The sequence below is a fragment of the Streptomyces ipomoeae 91-03 genome, assembly GCF_000317595.1.
Taxonomy (GTDB): domain Bacteria; phylum Actinomycetota; class Actinomycetes; order Streptomycetales; family Streptomycetaceae; genus Streptomyces; species Streptomyces ipomoeae.
Map to the genome: position 1 here is coordinate 1 of NZ_AEJC01000489.1, position 24107 is coordinate 24107.

The 24107-nt window shown below is 71.0% G+C and carries 23 protein-coding genes, 1 tRNA gene and 4 pseudogenes; 19 read left to right on the top strand and 9 right to left on the bottom strand.

Going from position 1 to position 24107, the window contains the following annotated elements:
- Positions 1–65: 65 nt before the first annotated feature.
- From STRIP9103_RS31740 to STRIP9103_RS31750, 3 genes and pseudogenes are all read right to left on the bottom strand, one after another.
- On the bottom strand, positions 66–2468 hold the full coding sequence (locus tag STRIP9103_RS31740; protein WP_009327348.1) for an ATP-binding cassette domain-containing protein: 2403 nt from the start codon (positions 2466–2468) through the stop codon (positions 66–68).
- A gap of 418 nt (positions 2469–2886) precedes the next feature.
- Entirely contained in the window at positions 2887–3306 is a 420-nt protein-coding gene (locus STRIP9103_RS31745) for a VOC family protein (protein ID WP_009327339.1), read from the bottom strand.
- 670 nt (positions 3307–3976) lie between these two features.
- A pseudogene (locus STRIP9103_RS31750) lies at positions 3977–4426 on the bottom strand (helix-turn-helix transcriptional regulator); the annotation flags it as partial.
- Between the two features lie 118 nt (positions 4427–4544).
- Here STRIP9103_RS31750 and STRIP9103_RS31755 point away from each other — a divergent pair.
- Positions 4545–4752 (top strand): annotated as a pseudogene (locus tag STRIP9103_RS31755) (hypothetical protein); the annotation flags it as partial.
- A 58-nt stretch (positions 4753–4810) separates the two neighbouring features.
- Here STRIP9103_RS31755 and STRIP9103_RS31760 read toward each other — a convergent pair.
- Both STRIP9103_RS31760 and STRIP9103_RS31765 read right to left on the bottom strand, forming a co-directional pair.
- Positions 4811–5272, bottom strand: a complete 462-nt coding sequence (locus STRIP9103_RS31760) for a pyridoxamine 5'-phosphate oxidase family protein (protein WP_009327332.1) — start codon at positions 5270–5272, stop codon at positions 4811–4813.
- Positions 5269–6183 carry an NAD(P)-dependent oxidoreductase gene (locus STRIP9103_RS31765; RefSeq protein ID WP_009327342.1) on the bottom strand — a complete coding sequence of 305 codons (915 nt, stop codon included), beginning with the start codon at positions 6181–6183 and terminating at the stop codon, positions 5269–5271. The genes STRIP9103_RS31760 and STRIP9103_RS31765 overlap by 4 nt, the downstream gene beginning before the upstream one ends.
- A 233-nt stretch (positions 6184–6416) precedes the next feature.
- Between STRIP9103_RS31765 and STRIP9103_RS31770 the strand changes: the two genes are divergently transcribed.
- Positions 6417–7451, top strand: coding sequence for a TauD/TfdA dioxygenase family protein (locus STRIP9103_RS31770; RefSeq protein WP_009327354.1), 1035 nt, complete (start codon positions 6417–6419; stop codon positions 7449–7451).
- Positions 7452–7513: 62 nt separating this feature from the next.
- On the opposite strand, the gene STRIP9103_RS31775 is transcribed toward STRIP9103_RS31770, so the two are convergent.
- Together STRIP9103_RS31775 and STRIP9103_RS31780 are read right to left on the bottom strand one after the other, a co-directional pair.
- Positions 7514–9487, bottom strand: coding sequence for a copper resistance CopC/CopD family protein (locus STRIP9103_RS31775; protein WP_048821350.1), 1974 nt, complete (start codon positions 9485–9487; stop codon positions 7514–7516).
- A gap of 267 nt (positions 9488–9754) precedes the next feature.
- Positions 9755–10237, bottom strand: a complete 483-nt coding sequence (locus tag STRIP9103_RS31780; RefSeq protein WP_009327355.1) for a cupin domain-containing protein — start codon at positions 10235–10237, stop codon at positions 9755–9757.
- 15 nt (positions 10238–10252) lie between these two features.
- Between STRIP9103_RS31780 and STRIP9103_RS31785 the strand changes: the two are divergent.
- The 6 genes and pseudogenes from STRIP9103_RS31785 to STRIP9103_RS31805 form a co-directional block, all read left to right on the top strand.
- Positions 10253–10393 (top strand): annotated as a pseudogene (locus STRIP9103_RS31785) (SIP domain-containing protein); the annotation flags it as partial.
- Between the two features lie 83 nt (positions 10394–10476).
- Positions 10477–10617 (top strand): annotated as a pseudogene (locus STRIP9103_RS31790) (HhH-GPD-type base excision DNA repair protein); the annotation flags it as partial.
- Between the two features lie 200 nt (positions 10618–10817).
- Positions 10818–11180 (top strand): hypothetical protein, encoded by a 363-nt coding sequence (locus tag STRIP9103_RS31795; RefSeq protein WP_048821346.1) that lies wholly within the window; start codon positions 10818–10820, stop codon positions 11178–11180.
- Between the two features lie 76 nt (positions 11181–11256).
- The gene (locus tag STRIP9103_RS50875; RefSeq protein ID WP_009327336.1) at positions 11257–11409 is read left to right on the top strand and encodes a hypothetical protein; all 153 of its coding nucleotides are present in this window, start codon (positions 11257–11259) and stop codon (positions 11407–11409) included.
- A 373-nt stretch (positions 11410–11782) separates the two neighbouring features.
- Positions 11783–12079, top strand: a complete 297-nt coding sequence (locus tag STRIP9103_RS31800; RefSeq protein ID WP_003999914.1) for a type II toxin-antitoxin system VapB family antitoxin — start codon at positions 11783–11785, stop codon at positions 12077–12079.
- Between the two features lie 494 nt (positions 12080–12573).
- Positions 12574–13212: a LytR C-terminal domain-containing protein gene (locus tag STRIP9103_RS31805; protein ID WP_009327334.1), complete on the top strand. Its 639-nt coding sequence runs from the start codon at positions 12574–12576 to the stop codon at positions 13210–13212.
- Between the two features lie 374 nt (positions 13213–13586).
- On the opposite strand, the gene upp is transcribed toward STRIP9103_RS31805, so the two are convergent.
- A complete protein-coding gene (gene upp, locus STRIP9103_RS31810; protein WP_009327344.1) occupies positions 13587–14222 on the bottom strand; it encodes a uracil phosphoribosyltransferase in 636 nt (211 codons plus the stop codon).
- Positions 14223–14373: 151 nt separating this feature from the next.
- Here upp and STRIP9103_RS50880 point away from each other — a divergent pair, with 151 nt between their 5' ends.
- The 8 genes from STRIP9103_RS50880 to STRIP9103_RS31850 all read left to right on the top strand — a co-directional run bounded on the left by STRIP9103_RS50880 (position 14374) and on the right by STRIP9103_RS31850 (position 19420).
- Complete coding sequence (locus tag STRIP9103_RS50880; protein WP_181800169.1) at positions 14374–14670, top strand: hypothetical protein; 297 nt, start codon at positions 14374–14376, stop codon at positions 14668–14670.
- A gap of 365 nt (positions 14671–15035) precedes the next feature.
- The gene (locus STRIP9103_RS31820; RefSeq protein WP_009327349.1) at positions 15036–15563 is read left to right on the top strand and encodes a tRNA adenosine deaminase-associated protein; all 528 of its coding nucleotides are present in this window, start codon (positions 15036–15038) and stop codon (positions 15561–15563) included.
- Positions 15564–15685: 122 nt separating this feature from the next.
- Positions 15686–16117 carry a tRNA adenosine(34) deaminase TadA gene (gene tadA, locus STRIP9103_RS31825; protein WP_086019339.1) on the top strand — a complete coding sequence of 144 codons (432 nt, stop codon included), beginning with the start codon at positions 15686–15688 and terminating at the stop codon, positions 16115–16117.
- Positions 16118–16195: 78 nt separating this feature from the next.
- Positions 16196–16280: transfer RNA gene (locus tag STRIP9103_RS31830), tRNA-Ser, on the top strand.
- A gap of 120 nt (positions 16281–16400) precedes the next feature.
- Positions 16401–16577 (top strand): hypothetical protein, encoded by a 177-nt coding sequence (locus STRIP9103_RS50885; protein WP_009327347.1) that lies wholly within the window; start codon positions 16401–16403, stop codon positions 16575–16577.
- Between the two features lie 30 nt (positions 16578–16607).
- Positions 16608–16901, top strand: coding sequence for a Dabb family protein (locus tag STRIP9103_RS31840; protein WP_009327353.1), 294 nt, complete (start codon positions 16608–16610; stop codon positions 16899–16901).
- 170 nt (positions 16902–17071) lie between these two features.
- Positions 17072–17989: an RNA polymerase sigma factor SigF gene (locus STRIP9103_RS31845; RefSeq protein ID WP_048821347.1), complete on the top strand. Its 918-nt coding sequence runs from the start codon at positions 17072–17074 to the stop codon at positions 17987–17989.
- A gap of 510 nt (positions 17990–18499) precedes the next feature.
- Positions 18500–19420, top strand: coding sequence for an RNA polymerase sigma factor SigF (locus STRIP9103_RS31850; protein WP_009327338.1), 921 nt, complete (start codon positions 18500–18502; stop codon positions 19418–19420).
- A gap of 153 nt (positions 19421–19573) precedes the next feature.
- Here the strand turns inward: STRIP9103_RS31850 and STRIP9103_RS52135 are convergent, their stop codons facing one another.
- Positions 19574–19768 (bottom strand): hypothetical protein, encoded by a 195-nt coding sequence (locus STRIP9103_RS52135; RefSeq protein ID WP_048821352.1) that lies wholly within the window; start codon positions 19766–19768, stop codon positions 19574–19576.
- 285 nt (positions 19769–20053) lie between these two features.
- Between STRIP9103_RS52135 and STRIP9103_RS31860 the strand changes: the two genes are divergently transcribed.
- The 3 genes from STRIP9103_RS31860 (at position 20054) to STRIP9103_RS31870 (ending at position 24034) form a co-directional block, all read left to right on the top strand.
- The gene (locus STRIP9103_RS31860; protein ID WP_009327343.1) at positions 20054–20602 is read left to right on the top strand and encodes a MarR family winged helix-turn-helix transcriptional regulator; all 549 of its coding nucleotides are present in this window, start codon (positions 20054–20056) and stop codon (positions 20600–20602) included.
- Between the two features lie 100 nt (positions 20603–20702).
- Positions 20703–23144, top strand: a complete 2442-nt coding sequence (locus STRIP9103_RS31865; RefSeq protein WP_048821353.1) for an MFS transporter — start codon at positions 20703–20705, stop codon at positions 23142–23144.
- A gap of 32 nt (positions 23145–23176) precedes the next feature.
- Positions 23177–24034, top strand: coding sequence for a YceI family protein (locus STRIP9103_RS31870; RefSeq protein WP_009327350.1), 858 nt, complete (start codon positions 23177–23179; stop codon positions 24032–24034).
- The last annotated feature ends 73 nt before the right edge of the window (positions 24035–24107 follow it).

Here is a 24107-nt window from a genome sequence, read left to right on the forward strand (position 1 = left end):
ACAGCCCCGGTTCACCCCTCGTCCCTCCGCACCGGCGTCTCGTCCCTCCGCACCGGCGTCGCCGGTCACGCGCCCACGTATGCCGCCAGGTGTTCGCCGGTCAGGGTGGAGCGGGCGGTGATCAGGTCGCTCGGGGTGCCCTCGAAGACGATCCGGCCACCGTCGTGGCCGGCGCCGGGGCCGAGGTCGATGATCCAGTCGGCGTGGGCCATGACGGCCTGGTGGTGTTCGATGACGATGACCGACTTGCCGGAGTCGACCAAACGGTCGAGGAGGCCCAGGAGTTGTTCGACGTCCGCCAGGTGCAGGCCCGTCGTCGGCTCGTCGAGTACGAGGACCTGTCGGTCGCCGCCCTTGCCCGCCATGTGCGTCGCCAGCTTCAGCCGCTGTCGCTCGCCGCCGGAGAGGGTGGTGAGCGGCTGGCCGAGGGTGAGGTAGCCGAGGCCGACGTCGGCGAGGCGGTCGAGGATGCGGTGCGCGGCCGGCGTACGCGCCTCGCCCGTGCCGAAGAACTCCTCCGCCTCGGTCACCGACATCGCGAGCACCTCGCTGATGTCCCGGCCGCCGAGGTGGTATTCGAGGACGGAGGCCTGGTACCGCTTCCCCTCGCAGTCCTCGCAGGTCGTGGCGACCCCGGCCATCATCGCCAGGTCGGTGTAGATGACCCCGGCGCCGTTGCAGGTGGGGCAGGCGCCCTCGGAGTTGGCGCTGAAGAGCGCGGGCTTGACGCCGTTGGCCGTGGCGAACGCCTTGCGGATCGGGTCGAGCAGTCCGGTGTACGTCGCCGGGTTGCTGCGCCGGGAGCCGCGGATCGGCGCCTGGTCGACCGAGATCACGCCCTCGGAGGCGGGGACGGAGCCGTGGATCAGCGAGCTCTTGCCCGAGCCCGCCACGCCCGTGACCACGCACAGCACACCGAGCGGGACGTCGACGTCCACGTTCCGCAGGTTGTGCGTGCTCGCGCCCCGGATCTCCAGCGTGCCGGTGGACTTGCGCACCTCGTCCTTCACCGAGGCCCGGTCGTCGAAGTGGCGCCCGGTGATCGTGCCGCCCTTGCGCAGGCCCTCGACGGTGCCCTCGAAGCAGACGGTGCCGCCCTGCGTACCCGGCCCGGGGCCCAGGTCGACGATGTGGTCGGCGATCGCGATCACCTCGGGCTTGTGCTCCACGACGAGCACGGTGTTGCCCTTGTCCCGCAGGCGCAGCAGCAGGTCGTTCATGCGCTGGATGTCGTGCGGATGCAGACCGGAGGTGGGCTCGTCGAACACGTATGTGACGTCCGTGAGCGAGGAGCCCAGGTGGCGGATCATCTTGACGCGCTGTGCCTCGCCGCCGGACAGCGTGCCCGCCGGCCGGTCGAGCGCGAGGTAGCCGAGGCCGATCTCCACGAACGAGTCGAGGGTCTGCTGCAGCGAGGTGAGCAGCGGCGCCACCGACGGTTCCTTCAGGCCGCGTACCCACTCGGCCAGGTCCCTGATCTCCATCGCGCAGGCGTCGGCGATGCTGATGTCCTTGATCTTCGACGACCGGGCGCCCTCGCTCAGCCTGGTGCCGTCGCACTCCGGGCAGGTGATGAAGGTGACCGCCCGCTCCACGAACGCCCGGATGTGCGGCTGCATCGACTCCTTGTCCTTGGACAGGAACGACTTCTGGATCTTGGGGATCAGGCCCTCGTAGGTGAGGTTGACGCCGTTGACCTTGACCTTGGTCGGCTCCCGGTAGAGGAAGTCGTGCATCTCCTTCTTGGTGAACTCGCGGATCGGCTTCTTCGGGTCGAGGAAACCGGACTCGGCGTAGATCCCCACGGTCCACACGTTGTCCGACTTCCAGCCCGGGATGGTGAACGCGCCCTCGGCGATCGACTTGGAGTCGTCGTAGAGCTGGGTGAGGTCGATGTCGGAGACCGTGCCCCGGCCCTCGCAGTGGTTGCACATGCCGCCGGTGCGGTTGAACGTCGCCTTCTCGGCCTTCGTTCTCGCACCGCGCTCGACGGTGATCGCACCGCTCGCGCGGACCGAGGCGACGTTGAAGGAGTACGCGCTGGGCGGGCCGATGTGCGGCTTGCCGAGCCGGCTGAAGAGGATGCGCAGCATCGCGTTGGCATCGGTGGCGGTGCCGACGGTGGAGCGCAGGTCGCCGCCCATCCGCTGCTGGTCGACGATGATCGCGGTGGTCAGGCCGTCGAGTACGTCGACCTCGGGGCGGGCCAGGGTCGGCATGAAGCCCTGTACGAACGCGCTGTACGTCTCGTTGATCAGCCGCTGCGACTCGGCGGCGATCGTGTCGAACACGAGGGAGCTCTTGCCCGAGCCGGAGACTCCGGTGAACACCGTCAGGCGGCGCTTCGGGATCTCGATGCTGACGTCCTTGAGGTTGTTCTCGCGCGCGCCGTGCACGCGGATCAGATCATGGCTGTCGGCGGCGTGCGCCCCGCGCGACTGCCCGTCCGTCCTCGTGACCTTGCTCATCGCGTCGTCTCCATCTGTCTGCTCGGTCGTCATCGGGTCGGGTGTGGGTCTGGGTCTGGGTCTGGCTTGGCCTGGGCTGGCCTGGCCTGGCCGCCCATGGGGTTCCTGTCTTCGGCCCCGGCCCCCGGGCCCGGTCCCGGTCCCCGGCCGCTGCCGGTCGTCGACGGTCGGCCGTCCGCCGGGGGATGTCCGCCAGGGATGCCCGCCGGGGGATGCCCGCCGTCCGCCGTCAGCCATCGACCGACGCCGGCCGGGGTACCGCTGTCAGGGATCTCGTGGGATACGGAACCAGAGTTCGAGGAAGTCCGGGGGGATACCCGGAGAATGGAGCACAGGGAGATACGGAATGCCCGCTACCGCAGGGCGACCGGCTCAGCCCCGGCTCCAAGTGGCTCGGCGCGGCTCCGCCGCAGGCCGCTCAACTCGCCCGCTGGGCCTGCTGGATGCGGACCATGTTGCCGGCGGGGTCGCGAAAGGCGCAGTCGCGGACGCCGTACGGCTGGTCGGTGGGCTCCTGGATGACCTCGGCGTCGCCGGCCTGCAGCCGCTCGAACGTGGCGTCGACGTCGGCGGTGGCCAGGACGATGCCGGCGTATGTGCCCTTGGCCATCATCTCGCTGATGGTGCGGCGCTCGTCGTCGGTGATGCCGGGGTCACCGGCCGGCGGCGACAGCACGATGTTGACGTCCGGCTGCCCCTTGGGGCCGACCGTGATCCAGCGCAGGCCGTTGTAGCCGACGTCGTTGCGGACCTCGAAGCCGAGGGTGTCGCGGTAGAAGGCGATGGCGGCCTCGGGGTCGTCGTGCGGGAGGAAGCTGGCGTGAATGTTGATGTCCATGGCAGCCACGCTAGGCGCGGCCCGCGACAGACGCTTCTCGATTCCTGACCGACTTCACCACCGGCGTCTGCACCGCCGAACCGACCGCCGGGATCCTCACCGCCGGCTTCCCCGTCACCGACTCCACCGCCGAGTTCTGCGCCGCCGGATCCACCGCCGAGTTCTGCGCCGCCGGATCCGCCAACGCCTTCCCCGCCGCCGACCTCACCATCAAGGCCCTCGTCGTCGGACCCACCGCCGGGTTCCCCCTCACCGACTCCACCGCCGGGTTCTGCGCTGCCGAATCCGCTGCCCCCTTCCCCGCCGCCGGCTTCGCCATCGGGGCCCTCGTCGTCGGACCCACCGCCTCGTTCCCCGTCACCGACTCCGCCGCCGGATCCACTGACGCCCTCCCCACCACCGACCTCACCACCGGGATTCCCACCGCCGGATTCCTCATCGCCGGATCCGCCGACGCCTTCCCCGCCGCCGGACCCACCATCGGGGCCCTCGTCGTCGGATCCACCGCCGGGTTCTGCGCCGTCGAATCCGCCGCCGGGATCCTCACCGCCGAATCCGCTGGCCCCTTCCCCGCCGCCGAATCCGTTGGCGCGGTACTCGCCTTCGGATTCGCTGAAGCGTTTCTCGTCGCTGGATTCACCGTCGGCTCCCCCGTCGGCGGACCCGCCATCGGGTTCCTCGTCGGTGTGGTTCTGATCGGTCTGGTCACTTGTTTCACCACGCAGGACGGCATTCCGGCGGTCGTGACGCCGGCAGGCGCACGCTCCGCCTCGCGCCGGTAGACGCTGGGCGGCACCCCGACCAGCTCGGTGAAACGGCTGCTGAACGTGCCCAGCGACGAGCAGCCGACCGTGAAGCAGACCTCGGTGACGCTGAGGTCGCCGCGCCGCAGCAGTGCCATGGCCCGCTCGATGCGCCGCGTCATCAGATACGCGTACGGCGACTCCCCGTACGCCGCCCGGAACTGTCGGCTCAGATGCCCCGCCGACATGTTCACGCCACGCGCCAGCGCCTCGACGTCCAGCGGCTGCGCGTACTCCCGGTCGATCCGGTCACGCACCCGGCGCAACCGCGCGAGCTCACGCAGATACTGCTCTCCGGCGGGCCTGCTGCTGCTCACGTGGATGTCCCTTCCCCCGGCGGTCCTGCTCACCACTCTGCCGGACACCACTGACAGTCGCCCGTCCACGCCCGGTCGGCCCGCCAGCGCCGGGGGAGGACCGAAAGGAAGCACAGGCATGAGCCAGTGGGTGTTCCTGGGCACCGACCCCGCCCCGAGCCCCGGCCCGTTGCCACGCCCCTGGTGTGGGCCACGCCTTCGGCGAGGCGATGGTCTTGGTGGCCGTACTCAACGCCCTGGTCGGCACGGACCGCCCGGGCCTGGCCCTGGCCGCGCTGTCCCTGCCGCCCGCACTCCTCGGCCTCTACGCCCGCTTCACCGCGGCCGACTCCTGACAGGGACAATGCCGTCACGGATCGCGGCCGTCACGGATCGCCAAGCCGCTCACTGAGCCGTTCCGGCCAGCAGCCAGCGTCGTACCGGGACTTCGAGCAGTACGCGCGTCTCCCCCGGCCGGTGCGGAGCGGAGACGTCCCAGCCGTACTTCACGGCGAACGCCTCCGTGATGTCCGCCGGGAAGGGGGCGCGGTGCAGTACCGCGTCCCCCTCGGCCACCACCGGGAACCGGCCGTCCTCCAGCGCCAACGACACCCGCGGTTCCTTCTCGATGTTGCGGACCTTGACCGAACCACCGTCCGAGCCGATCCACCACCGGCTCCGCAGGAAGACGAACCAGACCGGGGTGACATGGGGCGAGCCGTCCGGCCGTACGGTGCACAGCCAGACGTTGTTCTCCCGGTCCAGCCGCTCGCGTATCGCGGCCTCGTTCTCGGCCTCGTTCTCGGCCTCGTTCTCGGCCTCGATCTCGGCCTCGCGCCCGGCGCGAATCGCCGCGGCCTCGCTCATTCCTTCTCCTCGAAGCCGGCCTTCTCCTCGAAGCTCGCGAAGTACGCCGCCGCCATGTCCTCGTCGGCGTGCCCCTGGGCGGCGGCGCGGGCGAGGCGTTCGGCGCCGGCGGCGGCCACGTCGAGACGCACCCCGTGCCGCCGGCCGGCCTCGACGATGAGGCGGGCGTCCTTGGCGGCGGTGGCGACGGCGAAGGAGGCCGGGGAGAGGCGGTCGTCGAGGATGAGGGCGGACTTGGCGCGGAGGTAGCCCATGTCGAGCGGACCGCCGTCGATGACGTCGAAGAAGGACTGCGGGTCTACGTCGAGGGCCTTGGCCAGGGCCAGGACCTCGCCGGCCGCGTTGGTGGCGGCCAGCACCCAGCTGTTGGCCACGAGCTTCAGCCGCGTGGCGTTGCCCGCCGCGCCGTCCTCGCCGGTCCAGACCGTACGCGCGCCCACCGCGTCAAAGACGGGGGTCACCGTCTCGCGCCCCTCGACCGGCCCCGCCGCCAGCACCGTCAACTGCCCCGCCTCCGCGGGCTGGCGGGTGCCGAGGACGGGCGCGTCGTAGAAGACCAGCCCGTACTCGCGGGCCAGGGCGGCCAGTTCGGCGACGCCCTCGACACCGGCGGTGGTGGACTGCGCCCATACGGCACCGGGGCGCAGGCCGGGCCCCGCGTCCCGCATCACCTCCAGGGCGGCGGCCCCGTCGTACAGCATCGTGAGGACGACATCGGCGCCCCGCACCGCCTCGGCGGGCGTGTCGACGACCTCCGCGCCGTCAGCGGCCAACGGCTCGGCCTTGGCACGGGTACGGTTCCACGCCCGTACCGTGTGACCGGCGCGAACCAGGTTGCGGGCCATCGCCGCGCCCATGATGCCGGTGCCCAGGACACTCACGGTCACGGTGACTGTGTTCTTGTCTGTCATGACGTCAACTTCCTGCCTCCTACGAAGGCTTACCAGTCTCCCAAGCCGCCGCGCACCCGCCGCTCACCGCGAAGACGCCACGCCGCCCTTTCCACCGATACCGCGCCGCGAATCAGGACACGTTCCCGCCCATCCCGCATGCCCGGACGGCGGCACGGGAAGACCGGGGCACGGGAAGACCGGGGCACGGGAACCAACCGGACGGGGACGGGTACGTACATGAGGGGCGAGCCATGAGCAGCGACACACAAGGAGCCGACGAGGTGACCGCCGACAGCCTCGACGTACGACCGGCCTCCGGCTACATCGGCGCCGAGATCCACGGCGTCGACCTCTCCGGCCCTCTGGACGACCGGACGATCGCCGGGATCCGCTCGGCACTGCTCCGCTGGAAGGTCGTGTTCTTCCGGGAGCAGAAACTGGACCACGCCGGGCAGATCGCGTTCGCGCGCCGCTTCGGTGAGCCGATCCGGCTGCGCTCCCGGGGTTCGTACTCACCCCCCGAGTACCCGGAGATCGAGACGACCGCCGACCGCAAGGAACTCGGCAGCAAGCACGGCATGGAACAGGCCGAGTGGCTGGAACGCCGCCGGCACTCCACGCTGCGCGGCTGGCACGGCGACCACACCGCCCGCGTCGACCCGCCCGCCCTGACCCTGCTCCGCGCCGAACAGGTCCCCCCGTACGGCGGCGACACCACCTGGGCCAACCTCGCCACCGCCTACGCGGGCCTCTCCGAACCCGTACGCCGTTTCGCCGACGGGCTGCGCGCCGAACACCGCCTCGGCGTCGGCTACCTCGCCCGCTCCGGCCCCGACCCCTACCTCCGCCACCTCCAGGACCACCAGGTCGCCTCGGTCCACCCGGTCGTCCGCGTCCACCCCGAGACCGGCGAGCGGATCCTGTACGTCAACCCGTACTACGTCGAGAACATCGTCGACGTGACCAGGGCGGAGAGCAGGCTCCTCCTTGAGATGTTCGTCGAGCAGATCACCCGCCCCGAGTACACGGTCCGCTTCCGTTGGGAGCCCGGCTCGGTGGCCCTCTGGGACAACCGCGCCACCGTCCACCTCGCCCCCAACGACACGGCCCACCTGGACTTCCCGCGCATCATGCACCGCGTGATGGTCGCCGGGGAGCCGCCGGTGGGCGTGGACGGCAGGCCGTCGACGTCGCTGGTGGGGGCGCCTCTGCACGAACCGCACGAACGGCATGAGCGACACGAACCGCACGAGCCGCACGAGCCGCGCGAGGACACCGAGGGCTGAGCCGGGCTCGGCCGCCCGTCTCCCCTTACGGCCTTCCGACCCTTCCGACCCTTACGGCCCGGCTAACCGACCCGTACCGCCTTCTCCACCGTGACCTGGTCGATGTCGGTCGTACGGACCGTGAGCCTCATCGTCCACTTTCCGGGGAGGGGGAGCTGAAGGGTGTCCGTGGCCCAGTAGCCGCCGCGGTTGGTGAGCTTGGCGTCGATCGGACCGATCTTCTCTGCCTTGAGGGTGAAGGTGAGACGGAGTTCGGGAACGGTCGCGATGCCGTCGTCGGGGCCGAAGACCACCGCCTGCACGGAGTTCTTGCCGACGCGGCCGGGGCCGAGGTCGATCTGGACCTTGCCGTGGCCGTTCGGGGTACCGACGTCGAAGGGGACCACGGTCGAGGACGCCGTGATCTCCCCGGGCGCCGCCGCGCCCCCGGACTCCTTCGCGACCTCGGCCGCGGCCCGGCCCGGCAGGGTGCCCGTCAACACGGTGGTGATCACGAGGATCACGACGGCGACAGTGAACTCGGCGAGGACGGAACGCCGGAGGCCCTGCCGGTGCGCGCCGGACTCGGAGCCGGAGCCGGAGTCCTCCACGGCTTCAGAGCCTTCCGCGGAGGGAGGGGTCGCCGCCTCGGCCGACCGGCCGTCAGCACCGGCACTGGCACCGGCACCGCCATCAGCACCGGCATCCGAAGACACCACACCCGAGCCCTCCACCCGAGCCACCGCTCCCACAGGCTGAGCCACCCGCACGGCCACCGGCGTCGCAGCCGAGGATTCTGCGGTGGCCTCCTCGCCCGCGACCGCCCCCAACCGCGCGGTCCAGCGCCGCGAGAACCAGGCCGCCGTCAGCAGCAGCACGACCGCGCCCAGCTTGGCGACGAGCACCTGCCCGTACGCCGTGGAGGTGAAGGCGGACCAGGAACCGAGGCCGCGCCAGGACTGGTAGACGCCGGTGACGACCAGGACGATCACCGAGGCGAAGGCGAGCCGGGAGAAACGGCCCACCATGGCGGCCGACAACGACTCCGGGGCCCGGTACAACACGGTGAGCAGGGCCGTCAGCCCGCCCAGCCAGGCAGCCATCGCGAGCAGATGCAGCACGGACGAGGTCATCGCCACCGGCACCTGGATACCGGCGGACGCGTGCTCGGCGGCGGCCCAGGTACCGGCCAGCCCCACGGAGAGCAGCACCCCTGCGACGACCGTCCCCGTCCCCCACCGCTCCTGCCGATCAGCCGCCGGCACGGTCTCTGTGGCCGACTCGCCGTGCGGCTGCGCCTCCCCCTGCACCCGCACCCGCGCCCGCCCCCGTACTCGTACGAGGAAGAAGCCGGCCGGCACGAGCAGCGCGAGCCGTGTCAGCAGGGCGAGCCCCGGCCTGCCGGCCGCCGTGTCGCCGAGGAGGGAGAGGTCGAAGGCGGACCCCGGGCCGGTGCCGCGCTCGTACGGCCCGCGGAGCAGCAGCAGGACGACCGAGGCGAGCAGCAGGGCCAGCCAGCCAGCCAGGAGCAACCTGCGCAGCGCCTCGCTCCAGCCGCCGAGTACGACCGCCATGAAGACGGTCACGCCGATGAGCAGGGCGAGGGCACCGTACGCGAAGTAGCGGGTGATGTCGTAGAGGGAGGAGGTGAGCGGATCCTCGGCGAGGTCGGGGGGAAGGCTCACGGAGGTCGCGGAGGGCTCGCCGATCGAGAAGATCAGGGCGCCGGAGATGGGGTGGCTGTCGGCGGAGACGACACGCCAGGCGATCGTGTATGTGCCGTCGTCGAGGCCGGTCGGGAGAGTGACACGTGCCGTGTCGGAACGACCGCCCGAACGCCCGGGCTTCCCGGTGTCGACCGCGCGGTTCTCCGGGTCGACGACACGGATGGAGTCCTCCAGGAGGCTTACCGACTCGGTGAAGGTGAGGGTGACGTCCCGGGGAGCGGCGTCGAGGACGCTTCCGTCAGCGGGGTCGCTCCCCTTCAGCGCGGCGTGCGCGGACGCGCTCCCCGCCCCGCCGAGGAGGAACAGGACCAACACGGAGCCCAGCAACACCAGGCGCTGAACCCCTCGGCGCCCGCCCCGGAAACGACGTCCGACACGACGTTCGTACTCGCCGATGCCCCGGCTGTCCGTTCCGCCATGTCGCCTCTCGTTCCTGTCGCTGTCCCGGTTCCTGTCGCTGTCCCGGTTCCTGTTGCTGCGTCGGCCCACGTCGCGCTCCGGATCCACTGTCGCCGGCTCTCGGATTCCTCCGAACTCCTTCGAACAGGTACGTACGCCACGAACCGCGTGTTCACCGCGGAGACCGGCCGACCGCCCTCACTCCCTCCCCAGCTCCGCGATCAACGCGGCCCGCTCCGGATACCGCACCGCCAACTCCCCGGCGTCCCCGTGCTCGTACCCCTCGAACGTGAACCCCGGCGCCATCGTGCACCCGAACAGCGTCCACGCCCCGGCACCCCCCAGCACCCGCGCCCCCATCCAGGTCCCGGCGGGCACGACGTACTGCACGTACTGCCCGCCGAGCACGTCCGGCCCGAGGACGACGACCCGCGAGGTGCCGTCCGGGGCCAGCAGCAGCATCCGCAGCGGGTCACCGAGGTAGAAGTGCCAGACCTCGTCACTGGGCAGCCGATGCAGGGCCGAGTAGTCCCCGGGCTCGGTGGTGAGCAGCGCGACGATCGCCGTCCCCTCCGGCCGCCCGTCCCCCCGCGCCGGGCCCGCCCACGTCTGCCGAAACCGCCCACCCTCACGCGGAATGGGCTCCAACTCGTAGTGCGCGATGAGCTCTTCAGGAGTCACGCGCCCCAGGCTACGTCCCTTCTGAAGGACACCCCGAACCCGTACGTCTGGATCGCCTGCGACACCGCCACGACCCGCTCCCTGACGTCGTACTTCCGCAAGGAGCTGGGCATACCGAAGCAGCGGATGCACGCGCTCGGGTACTGGCGGCCGTAGGGACGGACGGACCGACCCCGGTCGGGACCGGACCCCACCGGGGCCGGGCTGCGTCCGGCAGCCACGCACGCGATCATCGGGACATGAACGTCGCCCTGCGTCTCGCCCAGGACCCCCAGGCCGACAAACTCCTCGGGCGCAGCCCGCTCGCCGCGCTGGTCGGCATGCTGCTGGACCAGCAGGTGCCGATGGAGTGGGCGTTCAAGGGCCCCGAATCCCTGGCCAAGGTCCGCGCCCACAAACAGGGGATGAAGGCAGCGGCCAAGGCGGCGAAGGCGAAGTAGACGGAGGACCCGTCCGTACGACGGCGACGCACGGCGCCGCCTCCGCCTCCGCCTCCGCCGACAACGAGGCTGTACGCCGTTCGGGCGGATCCAGTGGTCTCCGCGATGCGACACACCCCCACTGCGGGGAAACAACCACCATGAGCACCACCCCGATCCGACCCCGGACCCGGACCCGAACCGGGTCCTGGTCGTGGTCCTGGACCAGGGTGCTCGCCCTGACCTTCGCCCTGCTCGTCCCCGGCGCCCACGTCGCCGCCCAGGCGAGCCTCGCGGTGACGATGGCCGGCGAGACGGCCGCCGTCGAGTACGACCTCGTCGAGAGCGCGCCCCGCCCGCCGTCGTCCCGCCATCACACCCACCGCCCGGCGCCCACAGCACGCCGGGCGCCCTTCCCGCCCTCGCCGCCTCCACCCCCGACAGGGCACCCCCTCCCCGTACCGGCGCACCCCCGGCCCCCGTACGTCCTGCACACCCTGCGCTCCGTGGTCCTGCGCTGCTGAGAGAGCTCCGGGCTCCCAACGAACCAGCACGCAAGGATCCGCAACGACACAGCACAGGACAGAACAGGACACAGCCATGCCCAGTGACCCGTACACGGTCCTGCGCGCGCTCCTCCGCGCGGAGGCCGTACGCAGCACCCCCAAGCCGAAGCCTGAACGGAACCCCGAGGCCGGGCACGAGCCGAGAACCGGCGGGCAACAGCCCCCGAAGACCTCGGAACACGACTGACCCAAGGCTGCCCCGAGGCCGACCCGAGGCCGACCGCATGAGGAACGCCTGAAGAGCGCCCTGGAGCCCACCGGACTCCAGGGCGTTCCCAACCCCTCACCGCTTCCGACAGAACCGGCTCACATGCCGTCGATCACCACCTGTTCACCACGCCCGTGCACCACCCCTGTTCACACTTTCGACGCCTCGGATTGGAACCCCCGAGCCGCGCAGGACACCACCGGGGGACTCGCGGCACGCCTCCAAAGAGGGGGCGCGACCACCACCAAGCCCCCCGGAATCACCTCTTCGCCCCGTTTGGACACACCTTTTCCGGGGTCGCACTCCGTCGCCATGGCTGCGCCCGGAACGTCTCGACCGGTAGGCTTTCCGTGTGATCTTCAAGCGCATCGGAAACGGCCGGCCGTACCCCGACCACGGCCGGGAAAGCACCCGGCAGTGGGCGGACGTCGCGCCGCGCCCGGTCCGCCTCGATCAGCTCGTGACGACCAAGGGGCAGCTCGATCTGGAGACCCTCCTCGCCGAGGACTCCACGTTCTACGGCGACCTCTTCGCGCACGTGGTGAAGTGGCAGGGCGACCTGTACCTGGAGGACGGCCTCCACCGCGCCGTACGAGCCGCCCTCCAACAACGCCAGGTCCTCCACGCCCGCGTCCTCGAACTGGACTGACGGCCGCCGGGGCGGCGACCAGCGACCAGCGGCCGACGGACTGGTGGCCGGCGGCGGACGGACCAGCGACCGGGGAAGCCGGAACGGACGCCCGGAGAACCGGAACGGACGCCCGGAGAACCGGGGCGAAGTCCGGAGCACCGGGGCCAAGCCCGGGAAACGCACGGCGGGAGCCGGAAAACCTGTGGCGGACCGTCTGGCCCCGGCAGCCGGCCCGGCTCCTCGGAGAACCGGCCTGAACCCCTCACCCGACCAGCCGCATCACCGCCCGACCGGCTGCACCCCTCACCCGACCGGCCGCATCCCTCGCCGACCCGACCGCTTACCCGGCGAAGCGAACCGCGTCCCCGGGCGAACCAGTCCGACTCCCCGGGCCCCGACGCCCGCCGGTTGGCCCTTTCGGGTTGGTCTGCAGCGGGGTCAATGATCATCTAGTAGGCATCGCCGTCCAACGGCACTACGCTGCGCTCATGAGCATGCTGACTCCCCCCGGCATGGGCGGCCAGTACCGGATCACGGGGGACAAGTACCCGCGGCTGCGCCGACCGAAGAGGCACCGCAGGCTCGTGCTCGCGGCCATCGCGTCCGCGAGCGCGCTGGGCCTGGCCGCCTGGGGAACCCTGCAGCTCATCGATGTCTTCACCGGCGACAACGACAAGGCCGCCGCGGCCGGCACCAAGTCGGACTGCGCCACCAGGGTGAGTCCTTCACCGACGCCGTCCGAGACGGCCGGAGGATCGACCGACACGTCCTACCCGGCGCCCGGAAGGATCACCGTCAACGTCCTCAACGCGACGCCCCGCGCCGGGCTCGCCAAGGACACCGCGGAGGAGCTGAAGAAGCGCGGCTTCCGGATCGGGAACGTGGGGAACGCGACCGAGGAGTACGACAAGAAGGTCAAGGCCCCCGCGATACTGCTCGGCGCGAAGGCCGCCGAGAAGGCGGCGCTGCCCGTCCTCAACACCCAGCTCACCGGCGCCCAGCTGAAGACCGACGGGCGTACGAAGGCCACCGAGGTCGACTTCATCATCGGCACCGGCTTCAAGTCCCTCAGCCCCCAGAAGGACGCCGCCAAGGCCCTGACCGCCCTGACCAGCCCCCGGCCGGCACCCACGGCGACGAAGACCTGCTGAACCCCACCGAGCGACCGCCTGGGACCACCCGCAGGCCGACCGACGGTCACAACCACTCGACGGCCACGGCCACTCGGGGTCACAACCCCTCGGCGGCCACAGCCGCCCGACAGCCGCAGCTCGGGGGCCGCAGCCGCCCGGCGGTCGGGGCCCTCGGAGCCGTAGCCACTCGACGGCCGCAGTCGTCCGCCGCCCACCACCCACCACTACCCAACGCCGCAGCCGCCCGGCAGCCGTAACTGCCCGGCAGCCGTAGTCACCCACGGCCGTGGCCCCGGCCGCAGCCGCCCGACGGCCGCGGTGATCCGACGGCCGTAGCCCCCGGAACTGCCCCCAGCCGCCCAGTTGCGCCGCGGCGTTGCTCCGGTGCCGCGTTACTCCGCGGCGCCGTACAGCCGGTCCCCCGCGTCTCCCAGGCCCGGCACGATGTAGCCCTGCTCGTTCAGGCACTTGTCGACCGCGGCGGTCACGACCGTCACGGGGGCACCGGCCAGCTCGCGTTCCATGATCTCGACGCCCTCGGGGGCGGCGAGGAGGACCACGGCGGTCACATCGTCGGCGCCGCGCGAGATGAGCTCACGGATCGCGGCGACGAGGGTGCCGCCGGTGGCGAGCATGGGGTCGAGGACGTACACCTGGCGCCCGGAGAGGTCCTCGGGCATGCGGGTGGCGTACGTGGAGGCCTGCAGCGTCTCCTCGTTGCGGATCATGCCCAGGAAGCCCACCTCGGCGGTCGGCAGCAGCCGGACCATGCCGTCGAGCATGCCGAGGCCGGCCCGCAGGATCGGCACGACCAGCGGGCGCGGGTGGGAAAGCTTGACGCCGGTGGTGGGGGCGACCGGCGTCTCGATGTCGACCTGCTCGGTGCGCACGTCACGCGTGGCCTCGTAGGCGAGCAGGGTGACCAGCTCGTCGGCGAGACGGCGGAAGGTCGGGGAGTCGGTGCGCTGGTCGCGCAGCGTGGTGAGCTTGTGGGCGACCAGGGGGTGGTCGACGACGTGGAGACGCATGACCACAACAGTAACCGGGGCCCCACCACCGGACTCCCGGTCCCCGCCCCATCGTCCCGTCACCCTTCCGATGGCATCAAACCCCCCGTCGGAGGGAAAGTGGGATTGCACGTAGCGGGGGTGATGACCGATGCCGGACGGTGGCAAGCCCATGGCAGACGCGACCAAAAGTTCCACACACAGTTCCACACACAAACAGCGCGAACGGGGTCCCGAGCCCGGCGGCCCCGCGCCACAGGGGAACGACCCGGAGGCCGGCGCCCCATCACAGCAGGAGCCGAACGCGGAGCCGGCGGACGAGCGCGGCGACGCCGCTCGCCGGCGGCGCCGGGCCCAGTTCCTGCGGGAGCTGACGGAGGCACGGGAGCTGCGCGACCGCGTCCAACCACGCCGCGCCAAGGCCGCCCGCCTGCGCCACGCCATGCGCATGCGCACCTTCCGCTGGTAGCCGCGGCCACCCGCGCCCCGGGACCCCGCCCCTCCCCCAAGGGCTCCGACCCGACCCCCGACGCCCTCCGGGCCATCCCCGGCGGCGCATCCATGAGGGGTTCGTGGGGCGGTTGCGGGGTGGTCGTGCGTGGGTGGTCAGGAAGTCCGCGTACGATCCGCAGGTGGCGGCAACAGGTGCGCAGGTGAACGGCGGACCGACCGGCGATCAAAACAGCCGGACACAGGGAGCTGAAGACATCCCCTGAGTGCTCTGTTTCTGCCACGATTCCGAGTGGGTGGGGCTCGGAGCACAAGCCGCCCCATCCTCAGCCTCCGCCGGGGGGACCCCCAACCGGCACGCCTATGACCAGTGGGAGAGTCACGGTGTACTTCGCCGCACTGCTCGCGCGCACCGAAGACGGGTGGGAAGCGAGCGACACAGAGCTCGACGATGTGGAAACCCTGTCGGATCTGGCCGACCTGGCCCGTGAAGCCTCGCCCGACGACGACACGGTGCTGGTGCTCATCGAGCAGGAGGACGCCTGGTTCGGCGTCGTCCGCATCGATGGCGAGGACGACCCTCGTATCTACGTCTCGGACGCCGCCGCCGCTGCCCGCAGCAGCTACGGCGAGATCCTGCTCACCGACGAACTGCTCGGAAGGGAGCCCGGCGACGACGACCCCGACCTGGACGCCCTGGACCTCGACGGTACGGAGGACGGTGAGCCCGACGACGACGATGACGACGGCACGGCCGCCGAGGCCGTGCCGCACAGCCCGGTCGGCGACAGCCAGATCCTCGACGACCTGGGCGTGAGCGAGAAGGAGCTGCGCGCCCTCGACGCCGATGACGCCCTCGGCGCGATCGCCGAGGCCCTGGGGGCGTCGGAGGTCCTGGAAACCGTCCGCTAGAGCCGTCCGCCCGCCACGAGCCGTCACCGCCGTCCACCATCCGCTAGGTTCCCCGGGTGACCGAAGCAACCGACGCAGAGGCACCGGGTCCCGATCCGGTACGCGACCGCTGGCGGGCCGCGATGCGGCTCGCCCTGGACGAGGCCGGGCGGGCCGCCGAGGGCGGTGACGTCCCGGTCGGCGCGGTCGTCCTCGCCCCGGACGGGCGGACCGTCCTCGCCGCCGGGCACAACGAGCGCGAGGCGACCGGCGATCCGACCGCCCACGCCGAGGTCCTCGCCATTCGCCGGGCGGCTGCCGCACTCGGGGAATGGCGGCTGACCGGCTGCACCCTGGTCGTCACCCTCGAACCCTGCACGATGTGCGCGGGCGCGATCGTGCAGTCCCGGGTCGACCGGGTCGTCTACGGCGCCCGCGACGAGAAGGCCGGCGCGGCCGGGTCCCTCTGGGACGTCGTACGCGACCGGCGCCTCAACCACCGCCCCGAGGTCATCGAGGGCGTCCTCGCCGACGACTGCGCCCGCCTCCTCACGGACTTCTTCCGCAGCCGCTGACGCCCCCGCCGACACGCCCGTGGGCATCCGCGAATACCGATTTCAAAGCACGCCCCACCTTGCTGTAAGGTCTCCCTCGGTAGCGTGTCCGAGCGGCCGAAGGAGCTCGCCTCGAAAGCGAGTGTGGCGCAAGTCACCGAGGGTTCAAATCCCTCCGCTACCGCTGTGGAAGGGCCCCGCCGAAAGGCGGGGTCCTTCGTGTGTTCCGGACATCCCTACGAACGCATGATCGGGTTACACTCGCCGCCGGCAAACAGGGACACATGAGGCGGGGGAGGCCGCTGTGGCGGTGCAGGGAAAGAAGATCGCGGTATATGTGCTCGTGGTCTTCGTGCTGTACGTGATCATCACCGACCCGGCCAAGGCCGCCGACTACGTCCAGATAGGGTTCGAGGGCGTCTCGAACGCCGCACAGGCCATCGGCGACTTCTTCACCTGGCTCGCCAACGGGGCCGAGTAGCCCGTCGTACGACCTTCTCCCGGAGCGCCCATGATCCGCCACCTGGTCCTCTTCAAGCTCAACGAGGGCGTCGAACGCGACGACCCCCGGGTCGTGAAGGGCGTCGAGGCGTTCCGCGCGCTCGACGGGAAGATCCCCGAGCTGCGCCACTGGGAGCTGGGCTGGAACTTCAGCGACCGGCCCATCGCCTACGACTTCGCGATCAACTCCGCGTTCGAGGACGCGGACGCGCTGCGGACGTACGTCGAGCACCCGGACCACCAGGCGGGCGTCGCCCTGTGGCGTGAGTTCGCCACGTGGGTGATCGCCGACTACGAGTTCTGAGGCGACCGCCACCCGGAGCACACCACCCGCCCCGCGCTGGAACAGTGCGGGGCTCTTGTGTACCCGGTTGCCTCTCCCACCCCCGTCTCTCCCTCAACACGGCGATATGCGGTGCTTGATCACAGTGCACATGTCTTGTGATGCTATGACCGCTTTTGACGGTTGAGTTGATGGATGAAGAGGTGGCGTTGACCGTGTCGGCCAGTACTGCGCCACCCCAGGAAGAGATCCCGGCCCCCGCCCCCGCCCCGGCCCAGACCTCTGTTCCTGGGCCCGTACCGGCCGAGCCGCCCGTACCGGCCGAACCGCCCGCGCCGGAGAAACGGCGGGGTGCCGACACCCGGGCCCTCACCCAGGTGCTCTTCGCCGAGCTGAAGCATCTGGAGCCGGGCACCCCGGAACACAATCGCGTCCGCGGGGCTCTCATCGAGGCGAATCTCCCGCTCGTGCGCTACGCGGCAGCCCGCTTCCGCTCCCGCAACGAGCCCATGGAGGACGTGGTCCAGGTCGGGACCATCGGGCTCATCAACGCCATCGACCGATTCGACCCGGACCGGGGCGTGCAGTTCCCGACGTTCGCGATGCCGACCGTCGTCGGCGAGATCAAGCGGTACTTCCGCGACAACGTCCGCACGGTCCACGTCCCGCGCCGGCTGCACGAGCTGTGGGTGCAGGTGAACAGCGCGACCGAGGACCTGACCACCGCCTTCGGCCGCGCCCCCTCCACCGCCGAGATCGCCGAGCGGCTGCGGATCACCGAGGAGGAGGTCCTGTCCTGCATCGAGGCGGGACGCTCGTACCACGCGACCTCCCTGGAGGCCGCCCAGGAGGGCGACGGGCTGCCGGGGCTCCTCGACCGGCTCGGCTACGAGGACCCCGAGCTCGACGGAGTCGAACACCGCGATCTCGTACGGCACCTCCTCGTCCAACTCCCCGAACGCGAACAGCGCATCCTGCTGCTCCGCTACTACAGCAACCTCACCCAGTCCCAGATCAGCGCCGAACTCGGCGTCTCCCAGATGCACGTCTCCCGCCTCCTCGCCCGCAGCTTCGCGCGGCTGCGTTCGGCCAACCGCATCGAGGCGTGAACGCTCCGCTTGGGGGCAGGGGCGCCTAATGGCTCGGGGGTCACTGTGATTTCGCGACTGCGGGTTGGACGTGGTTTCTCGCGCAGTTCCCCGCGCCCCTTTCAGGGCGCGGGGAGGGTGACCGGCGGTAACCAGTTCACCTCTCCCGCGCCACGGATGGACCATGGGGCACGCGGGGCGCACGAAGGCAGACGGGGCGCACAGAATCGGCCGTGGACGCGCGTTCCCAGGCCATAGGCGTGACCGAACACGAGATCGAGACATCACCGTCGAGAGCGAATCGCCCATCTCGCCTCTTACCGACAGTTCTGTTGTGAAACCCCGTCAGACCATCTGTTTCCAGGGCCTATTCACCTTCGCCATGTCGACATGTCACTACATCGCGTTGCCGACGTGTGACATTCTTCCCCCAGCGCGTTTGCCGTGGCCTCGCCGCCGGTATTGAGGTGGAGGCTGCGTTCCCTACGACGGAGCGTCCGCCGCGACCGTCCGCGACCCAAAGGGGGTGGCATGTCCGCAGACCAGGGCAGCTCGAAGGTGCTCACGCTCGCCAAGAGCGAAACCGCGCCCGACGCTCTCCAGGCCCCTCAGGACCTTCAGGAGCTTCCTGACCTTCCCGGTCCCGAAGCGCCGCCGGCCACTGACTTCCCGGCCTTGTCGGCCTCGGCGAACATCGACACCCGCACCCTGTCCCGCTCCCTGTTCCTGCGGCTGGCCGCACTCGACGAGAACAGCCCCGAGCGCGCCTACGTCCGGGACACCCTCATCGAGCTCAACCTCCCGCTCGTGCGTTACGCCGCCGCCCGCTTCCGGTCGCGCAACGAGCCGATGGAGGACATCGTCCAGGTCGGAACGATCGGGCTGATCAAGGCGATCGACCGCTTCGACTGCGAACGGGGCGTCGAGTTCCCGACGTTCGCGATGCCGACGGTCGTGGGCGAGATCAAGCGGTTCTTCCGCGACACCTCGTGGTCGGTCCGCGTCCCGCGCCGCCTCCAGGAGCTGCGCCTGGCCCTCACCAAGGCCAGCGACGAGCTCTCCCAGAAGCTCGACCGCTCCCCGACGGTCACCGAACTCGCCGCGGTCCTGGGCGTGTCCGAGGAAGACGTGGTCGACGGCCTCGCGGTCGGCAACGCCTACACGGCCTCCTCCCTCGACTCCCCAGCTCCCGAGGACGACGGCGGCGAGGGCTCCCTCGCGGACCGCCTCGGCTACGAGGACAGCGCGCTCGAAGGCGTCGAGTACCGCGAGTCGTTGAAGCCGCTGCTCGCCAAACTCCCGCCCCGCGAACGGCGGATCATCATGCTCCGCTTCTTCGCCAACATGACCCAGTCCCAGATCGGCGAGGAGGTCGGCATCTCCCAGATGCACGTCTCCCGCCTGCTCACCCGCACCCTGGCCCAACTCCGCGAGGGTCTGATCTCCGACTGACCCACCCACTCCGTGACACACCCAACCGCCGGGGCCCGATTCATGGGCACCCGGCGGTTGCGCGTGCGCAGGGGACGGCAGAGGGCCGGTGAGTCGTCTGCGGGTGGATGGGGGAGGGACGGGTAGGGCGGCGGGGCCGAAAAAGGCCGACGCTCAGCCCAGCGCCAGCCAAACGACCGCAGCCACAACCACAACCGCCGCGACAACCCCGACGATCACCCCGACACGCGGCCCGGAGGACGCGGCAGCCTGCCGACCCCCCTGCGGCGTCTCATCAACAAAGGCACGGAACATCTGAGTACTACCCGCGGGGTCGTAGTTGCCCTGGGGACCCTGGTTGTCAGCCATGCCCCGAGACCCTAGCGAACCAGCCCCGGCACACCCAAGCCGGGTACTCCGCCCGAGCCCCAGCACCCGGCGGCCCTCCGGACCCCACCGACCCCAGCCACCCGGCCCCGGCGAGCCCAGCCACCCGGCCCCGGCGCCCTCGACCATCCGCCCCTCCCGACCCTCCTGCCCCTCCCACCCCATCCCCCTTTGCCAAGACTTGGCCCATACCCTCCAGATTTAATTTGCCTGCAGCAACCATCCAGTCCTATGGTTGCCCTAAGCAACGAACACGGGAGGGCTGCCATGGCAAGGCAGGCGCACTACGAGGAGCTCGCCCGCCAGCTCAGCGCCGTCGGCGTCGTGAAGCGGGAGATCGCCCGAATGCTCCCACCCGACTGCCCGGGCGGCTCCGCAGGCGTACTGACCCTCCTCGGCCGACACGGCGAGATGCGCATGAGCAGACTCGCCGAACTGCTCGCGGTGGACATATCGGTGACCAGCCGCCACGTCGCACACGTGGCCGACCGGGGCTGGATCGAACGCCTCCCCGACCCGGCGGACAAACGCTCCCGCATCCTGCGCCTGACCCCCGAGGGCCAGGACAAGCTCGCCGAACTCCACCGGCGTAGCACCCGGTTGATGGCCGAACGGCTGAGCCACTGGTCCGACGACGAGGTCGGGCAGCTGGTCCACCTCCTGGACCGGCTGCGCGACAGCTTCGACGACTGCCGCGCCGGCCCCCGGACCACGCCACGCACGGCGCCCCCCGTACCCGTACCCGTTGCTGAAGCACAGAGCGACGACAGCGACGGCGACGGCACACACCCCACCACCCCCCGTACACCCGCATAGATCGCACAGGAAAAGGAAGCTCATGGCAACGACCACACCAGCCGGTGTGCGGGCGCACGCCAAGCACGGCGCCACCCACAGCGGTGGCGACGATGCTCCGATGACGCATCGGCAGATCATGGAAGCGCTGACCGGCCTGCTGCTCGGCATGTTCGTGGCGATCCTGTCGTCCACGATCGTGTCGAACGCGCTGCCGGACATCATCAAGGACCTGGGCGGCGGACAGAGCGCGTACACCTGGGTGGTGACGGCGTCGCTGCTCGCGATGACCGCGTCCACCCCGCTGTGGGGCAAGCTCGCCGACCTGTTCTCCAAGAAGCTGCTGATCCAGCTGGCGCTCGTCGTCTTCGTGCTCGGCTCGGCCGCCGCCGGACTCTCCCAGAACGCCGGGATGCTCATCGCGTTCCGCGCGGTCCAGGGCATCGGCATGGGCGGGCTCTCCTCGCTGGCCCAGATCATCCTCGCGGCGATGATCTCCCCGCGCGAGCGCGGCCGGTACAACGGCTACCTCGGCGCCACCTTCGCGACCGCGATGGTCGGCGGCCCGCTGGTCGGCGGGGTCATCACCGACACCGACTGGCTCGGCTGGCGCTGGTGCTTCTATGTCGGCGTGCCCTTCGCGATCATCGCGCTGATCGTGCTCCAGCGGACCCTGCATCTGCCGGTCGTCCGGCGCAAGGTCAAGGTCGACTGGGCGGGCGCGTTCCTCATCACCGCCGCGGTCTGCCTGCTGCTGATCTGGGTGACCTTCGCCGGTGACAAGTACGACTGGGTCTCCTGGCAGACGTACGCGATGGTCGGCGGCACACTCGCGCTGCTGGCCCTCTTCGTCCTCGTCGAGACGAAGGCGAGCGAGCCGATCATCCCGCTGCGGCTGTTCCGCAACCGGACGATCGCGCTGGCCTCGCTGGCCTCGCTCTTCGTGGGTGTGGCGATGTTCGCGGGCACGATCTTCTTCAGCCAGTACTTCCAGCTGGCCCGCGACAAGTCGCCGACCATGTCCGGTGTCCTGACCATCCCGATGATCGGCGGTCTGTTCGTCTCGTCGACCGTCTCCGGGCAGGTCATCACCCGCACCGGACGCTGGAAGGCGTGGCTGATCGCCGGTGGTGTGCTGGTGACCGCGGGCCTCGGGCTGCTGGGCACCCTCCGCCACGACACCGCGTACTGGCACGTGGCGATCTTCATGGCGCTGCTCGGGCTCGGCGTCGGCATGATGATGCAGAACCTGGTGCTGTGCACCCAGAACCAGGTGGCCCCCAGCGATCTGGGCGCCGCCAGCTCGGTCGTCACCTTCTTCCGTTCCCTCGGTGGCGCGATCGGCGTCTCCGCGCTGGGCGCGGTCCTCAGCCACCGGATCACCCACTACGCGGAGGAGGGCCTCGCCAAGCTCGGCGTCTCCGGCTCCTCCATGGGCCACGGCGAGATCCCCGACCTGGACTCGCTGCCCGCCCCGATCCGCACGGTCATCGAGAGCGCCTACGGCCACGGCATCGGCGACGTCTTCCTCTACGCCGCCCCGTTCGCCGTCCTCGCGCTGATCTTCTCGGTCTTCATCAAGGAGGTGCCGCTGCGGACCAGCGGCGCGCTGACCCAGGCGGCGGAGGCCAAGGCCGCGGCCACGGCCCCCGCGCCGACCGCAGAGAAGGTCCCCAGCTGGGCCACCGCCGGGACGGGCTCAGACGGCTCCGACGGCGCTCGGCGGCTCGCCGCGACCGAGGGCACGACCGCCGCCGCGCTGCCGGTGGCCGAGGAGGGAGCCGCGCTGCCCGGCGCCTCCGCCGGAATCCCCGTACGGGGTCACGTCCGCGGCACCGAGAACGCGCCCGTGCCGAGGGCCGCCGTCACGCTGATCTCGCTCGGGGGCCGGCAGCTCGGCCGCTCTGTCGCCGGGGACGACGGGGCCTACGCGGTGGACGCGCCCGCCGCCGGGTCGTACGTACTGATCGCCGCCGCCGACGGGTTCCAGCCGCAGGCGTCCACGATCGTGGTGAACGACGAGCCGGTCTCGTACGACGTCCTGCTGAGCGGTACCAGCGGGCTGAGCGGTGTGGTGCGGGCCGCCGGTGCCGCGCTGCCCGTGAAGGACGCCATGGTCGTCGTGACCGATGTGCGCGGGGATGTGCTGGCCACCGGGACCACCGGTGAGCAGGGCGAGTTCGGCTTCCGGGAGCTGGTGCCGGGTGCCGTCACCGTCGCGGTGAACGCCGCCGGGTACCGTCCGCGCGCCCTGCCCGTGGAGATCGGCGGCGCCGGGGTCACCCGGATCGAGGTCGACCTGGAGGCCGGGGCCCGGCTCCAGGGGGTCGTACGGGCGGCCGGCGGGCCCCTGGCCGACGCCCGCGTCACCCTCGTCGACGCGGCGGGCAACGTGGTCGGCACCGCCACCACCGGGGCGGACGGCGCGTACGCCTTCGCCGACCTGGACGGCGGCGAGTACTCGGTGATCGCCACCGGCTACCCGCCCGTGGCCACGGCCCTGACGGTCACCGGCCCCGGCGTCGACGGCCACGACATCGAGCTCGCCCACCCCGGCGAGTAGTCACACGCAAGAGACGTGAGGAGTGGGCCCGGATGGGTTCGACGGAAGCAACGGGACGGACGGGGCTGACCGCGAGGGTCCGTACCCGGGACGGGTGGGCCGTGTCGCACGCGGTCGTCACCGTGACCGACATGACCGGTACGCAGGTGCTGCGGGCCGGGGCGGACGCGGAAGGGGTGGTGCGCGACTCCACGGCGCTCGCGCCCGGCGCGTACACGGTGATCGTCACGGCGGTCGGCTACGCCCCGGTCGCGTCCAGTGCCCTCGTGACCGCGAGCAGCCGGGCCGAGGTCGGCACGGTGACCCTGGCCCGGCTGGGCGGCGCCGAACTGCCCCCGCCCGGCCCCTGGACCATCGACCCGGCCCACTCCTCCGTCGCGGCCGTGGCCCAGCACCTGGGCATCTCCAGCGTGCACGGCCGCTTCACCAACTTCTCCGGCTCCATCGAGATCGCCCCCACCCCGGACGAGGGCACCAAGTCCCGGGTGTCGGCGGTGATCCGCGCCGCCTCGATCGACACGGGCAACGCCATGCGGGACGGACACCTGCGCTCCCCGGACTTCCTGGACGCCGACCGCCACCCCGAGATCACCTACGTCTCCACGGGCCTGACCCCGTCCGGCCAGGACCGCTGGACGGTCCACGGCGAGTTGGGCATGCACGGCGTCGTACGCCCGGTCGACCTGGACCTCGCGTACCTGGGCACCGGCACGGACCCCTGGGGCGGCACCCGAGCCGCGTTCCGCGCGACGACCGAACTCCGCCGCGACGACTTCGCGATGAACTACAACCAGGTGGTACAGGCGGGCATCGCGGCGATAGGCACGACGCTGAGGGTGGAGCTGGACATCCAGGCGGTACAGGGAGAGTCACTACCCGCGGCTCTGTAGGGGGGCTGCGGCTCTGTGGGGGCTGCGGCTGTGTGGGGGCTGCGGCTGTGTGGGGGCTGCGGCTGTGTGGGGG

Excerpts from the sequence above, each read along its gene's own strand:
- STRIP9103_RS31740 (WP_009327348.1), bottom strand. The coding sequence starts at position 2,468 with ATGAGCAAGGTCACGAGGACGGACGGGCAGTCGCGCGGGGCGCACGCC.
- STRIP9103_RS31745 (WP_009327339.1), bottom strand. The coding sequence starts at position 3,306 with ATGGACATCAACATTCACGCCAGCTTCCTCCCGCACGACGACCCCGAG.
- STRIP9103_RS31760 (WP_009327332.1), bottom strand. The coding sequence starts at position 5,272 with ATGAGCGAGGCCGCGGCGATTCGCGCCGGGCGCGAGGCCGAGATCGAG.
- STRIP9103_RS31765 (WP_009327342.1), bottom strand. The coding sequence starts at position 6,183 with ATGACAGACAAGAACACAGTCACCGTGACCGTGAGTGTCCTGGGCACC.
- STRIP9103_RS31770 (WP_009327354.1), top strand. The coding sequence starts at position 6,417 with ATGAGCAGCGACACACAAGGAGCCGACGAGGTGACCGCCGACAGCCTC.
- STRIP9103_RS31795 (WP_048821346.1), top strand. The coding sequence starts at position 10,818 with ATGAGCACCACCCCGATCCGACCCCGGACCCGGACCCGAACCGGGTCC.
- STRIP9103_RS50875 (WP_009327336.1), top strand. The coding sequence starts at position 11,257 with ATGCCCAGTGACCCGTACACGGTCCTGCGCGCGCTCCTCCGCGCGGAG.
- STRIP9103_RS31805 (WP_009327334.1), top strand. The coding sequence starts at position 12,574 with ATGGGCGGCCAGTACCGGATCACGGGGGACAAGTACCCGCGGCTGCGC.
- upp (WP_009327344.1), bottom strand. The coding sequence starts at position 14,222 with ATGCGTCTCCACGTCGTCGACCACCCCCTGGTCGCCCACAAGCTCACC.
- STRIP9103_RS50880 (WP_181800169.1), top strand. The coding sequence starts at position 14,374 with ATGGCAGACGCGACCAAAAGTTCCACACACAGTTCCACACACAAACAG.
- tadA (WP_086019339.1), top strand. The coding sequence starts at position 15,686 with ATGCGGCTCGCCCTGGACGAGGCCGGGCGGGCCGCCGAGGGCGGTGAC.
- STRIP9103_RS31840 (WP_009327353.1), top strand. The coding sequence starts at position 16,608 with ATGATCCGCCACCTGGTCCTCTTCAAGCTCAACGAGGGCGTCGAACGC.
- STRIP9103_RS31845 (WP_048821347.1), top strand. The coding sequence starts at position 17,072 with ATGGATGAAGAGGTGGCGTTGACCGTGTCGGCCAGTACTGCGCCACCC.
- STRIP9103_RS31850 (WP_009327338.1), top strand. The coding sequence starts at position 18,500 with ATGTCCGCAGACCAGGGCAGCTCGAAGGTGCTCACGCTCGCCAAGAGC.
- STRIP9103_RS52135 (WP_048821352.1), bottom strand. The coding sequence starts at position 19,768 with ATGGCTGACAACCAGGGTCCCCAGGGCAACTACGACCCCGCGGGTAGT.
- STRIP9103_RS31860 (WP_009327343.1), top strand. The coding sequence starts at position 20,054 with ATGGCAAGGCAGGCGCACTACGAGGAGCTCGCCCGCCAGCTCAGCGCC.
- STRIP9103_RS31865 (WP_048821353.1), top strand. The coding sequence starts at position 20,703 with ATGACGCATCGGCAGATCATGGAAGCGCTGACCGGCCTGCTGCTCGGC.
- STRIP9103_RS31870 (WP_009327350.1), top strand. The coding sequence starts at position 23,177 with ATGGGTTCGACGGAAGCAACGGGACGGACGGGGCTGACCGCGAGGGTC.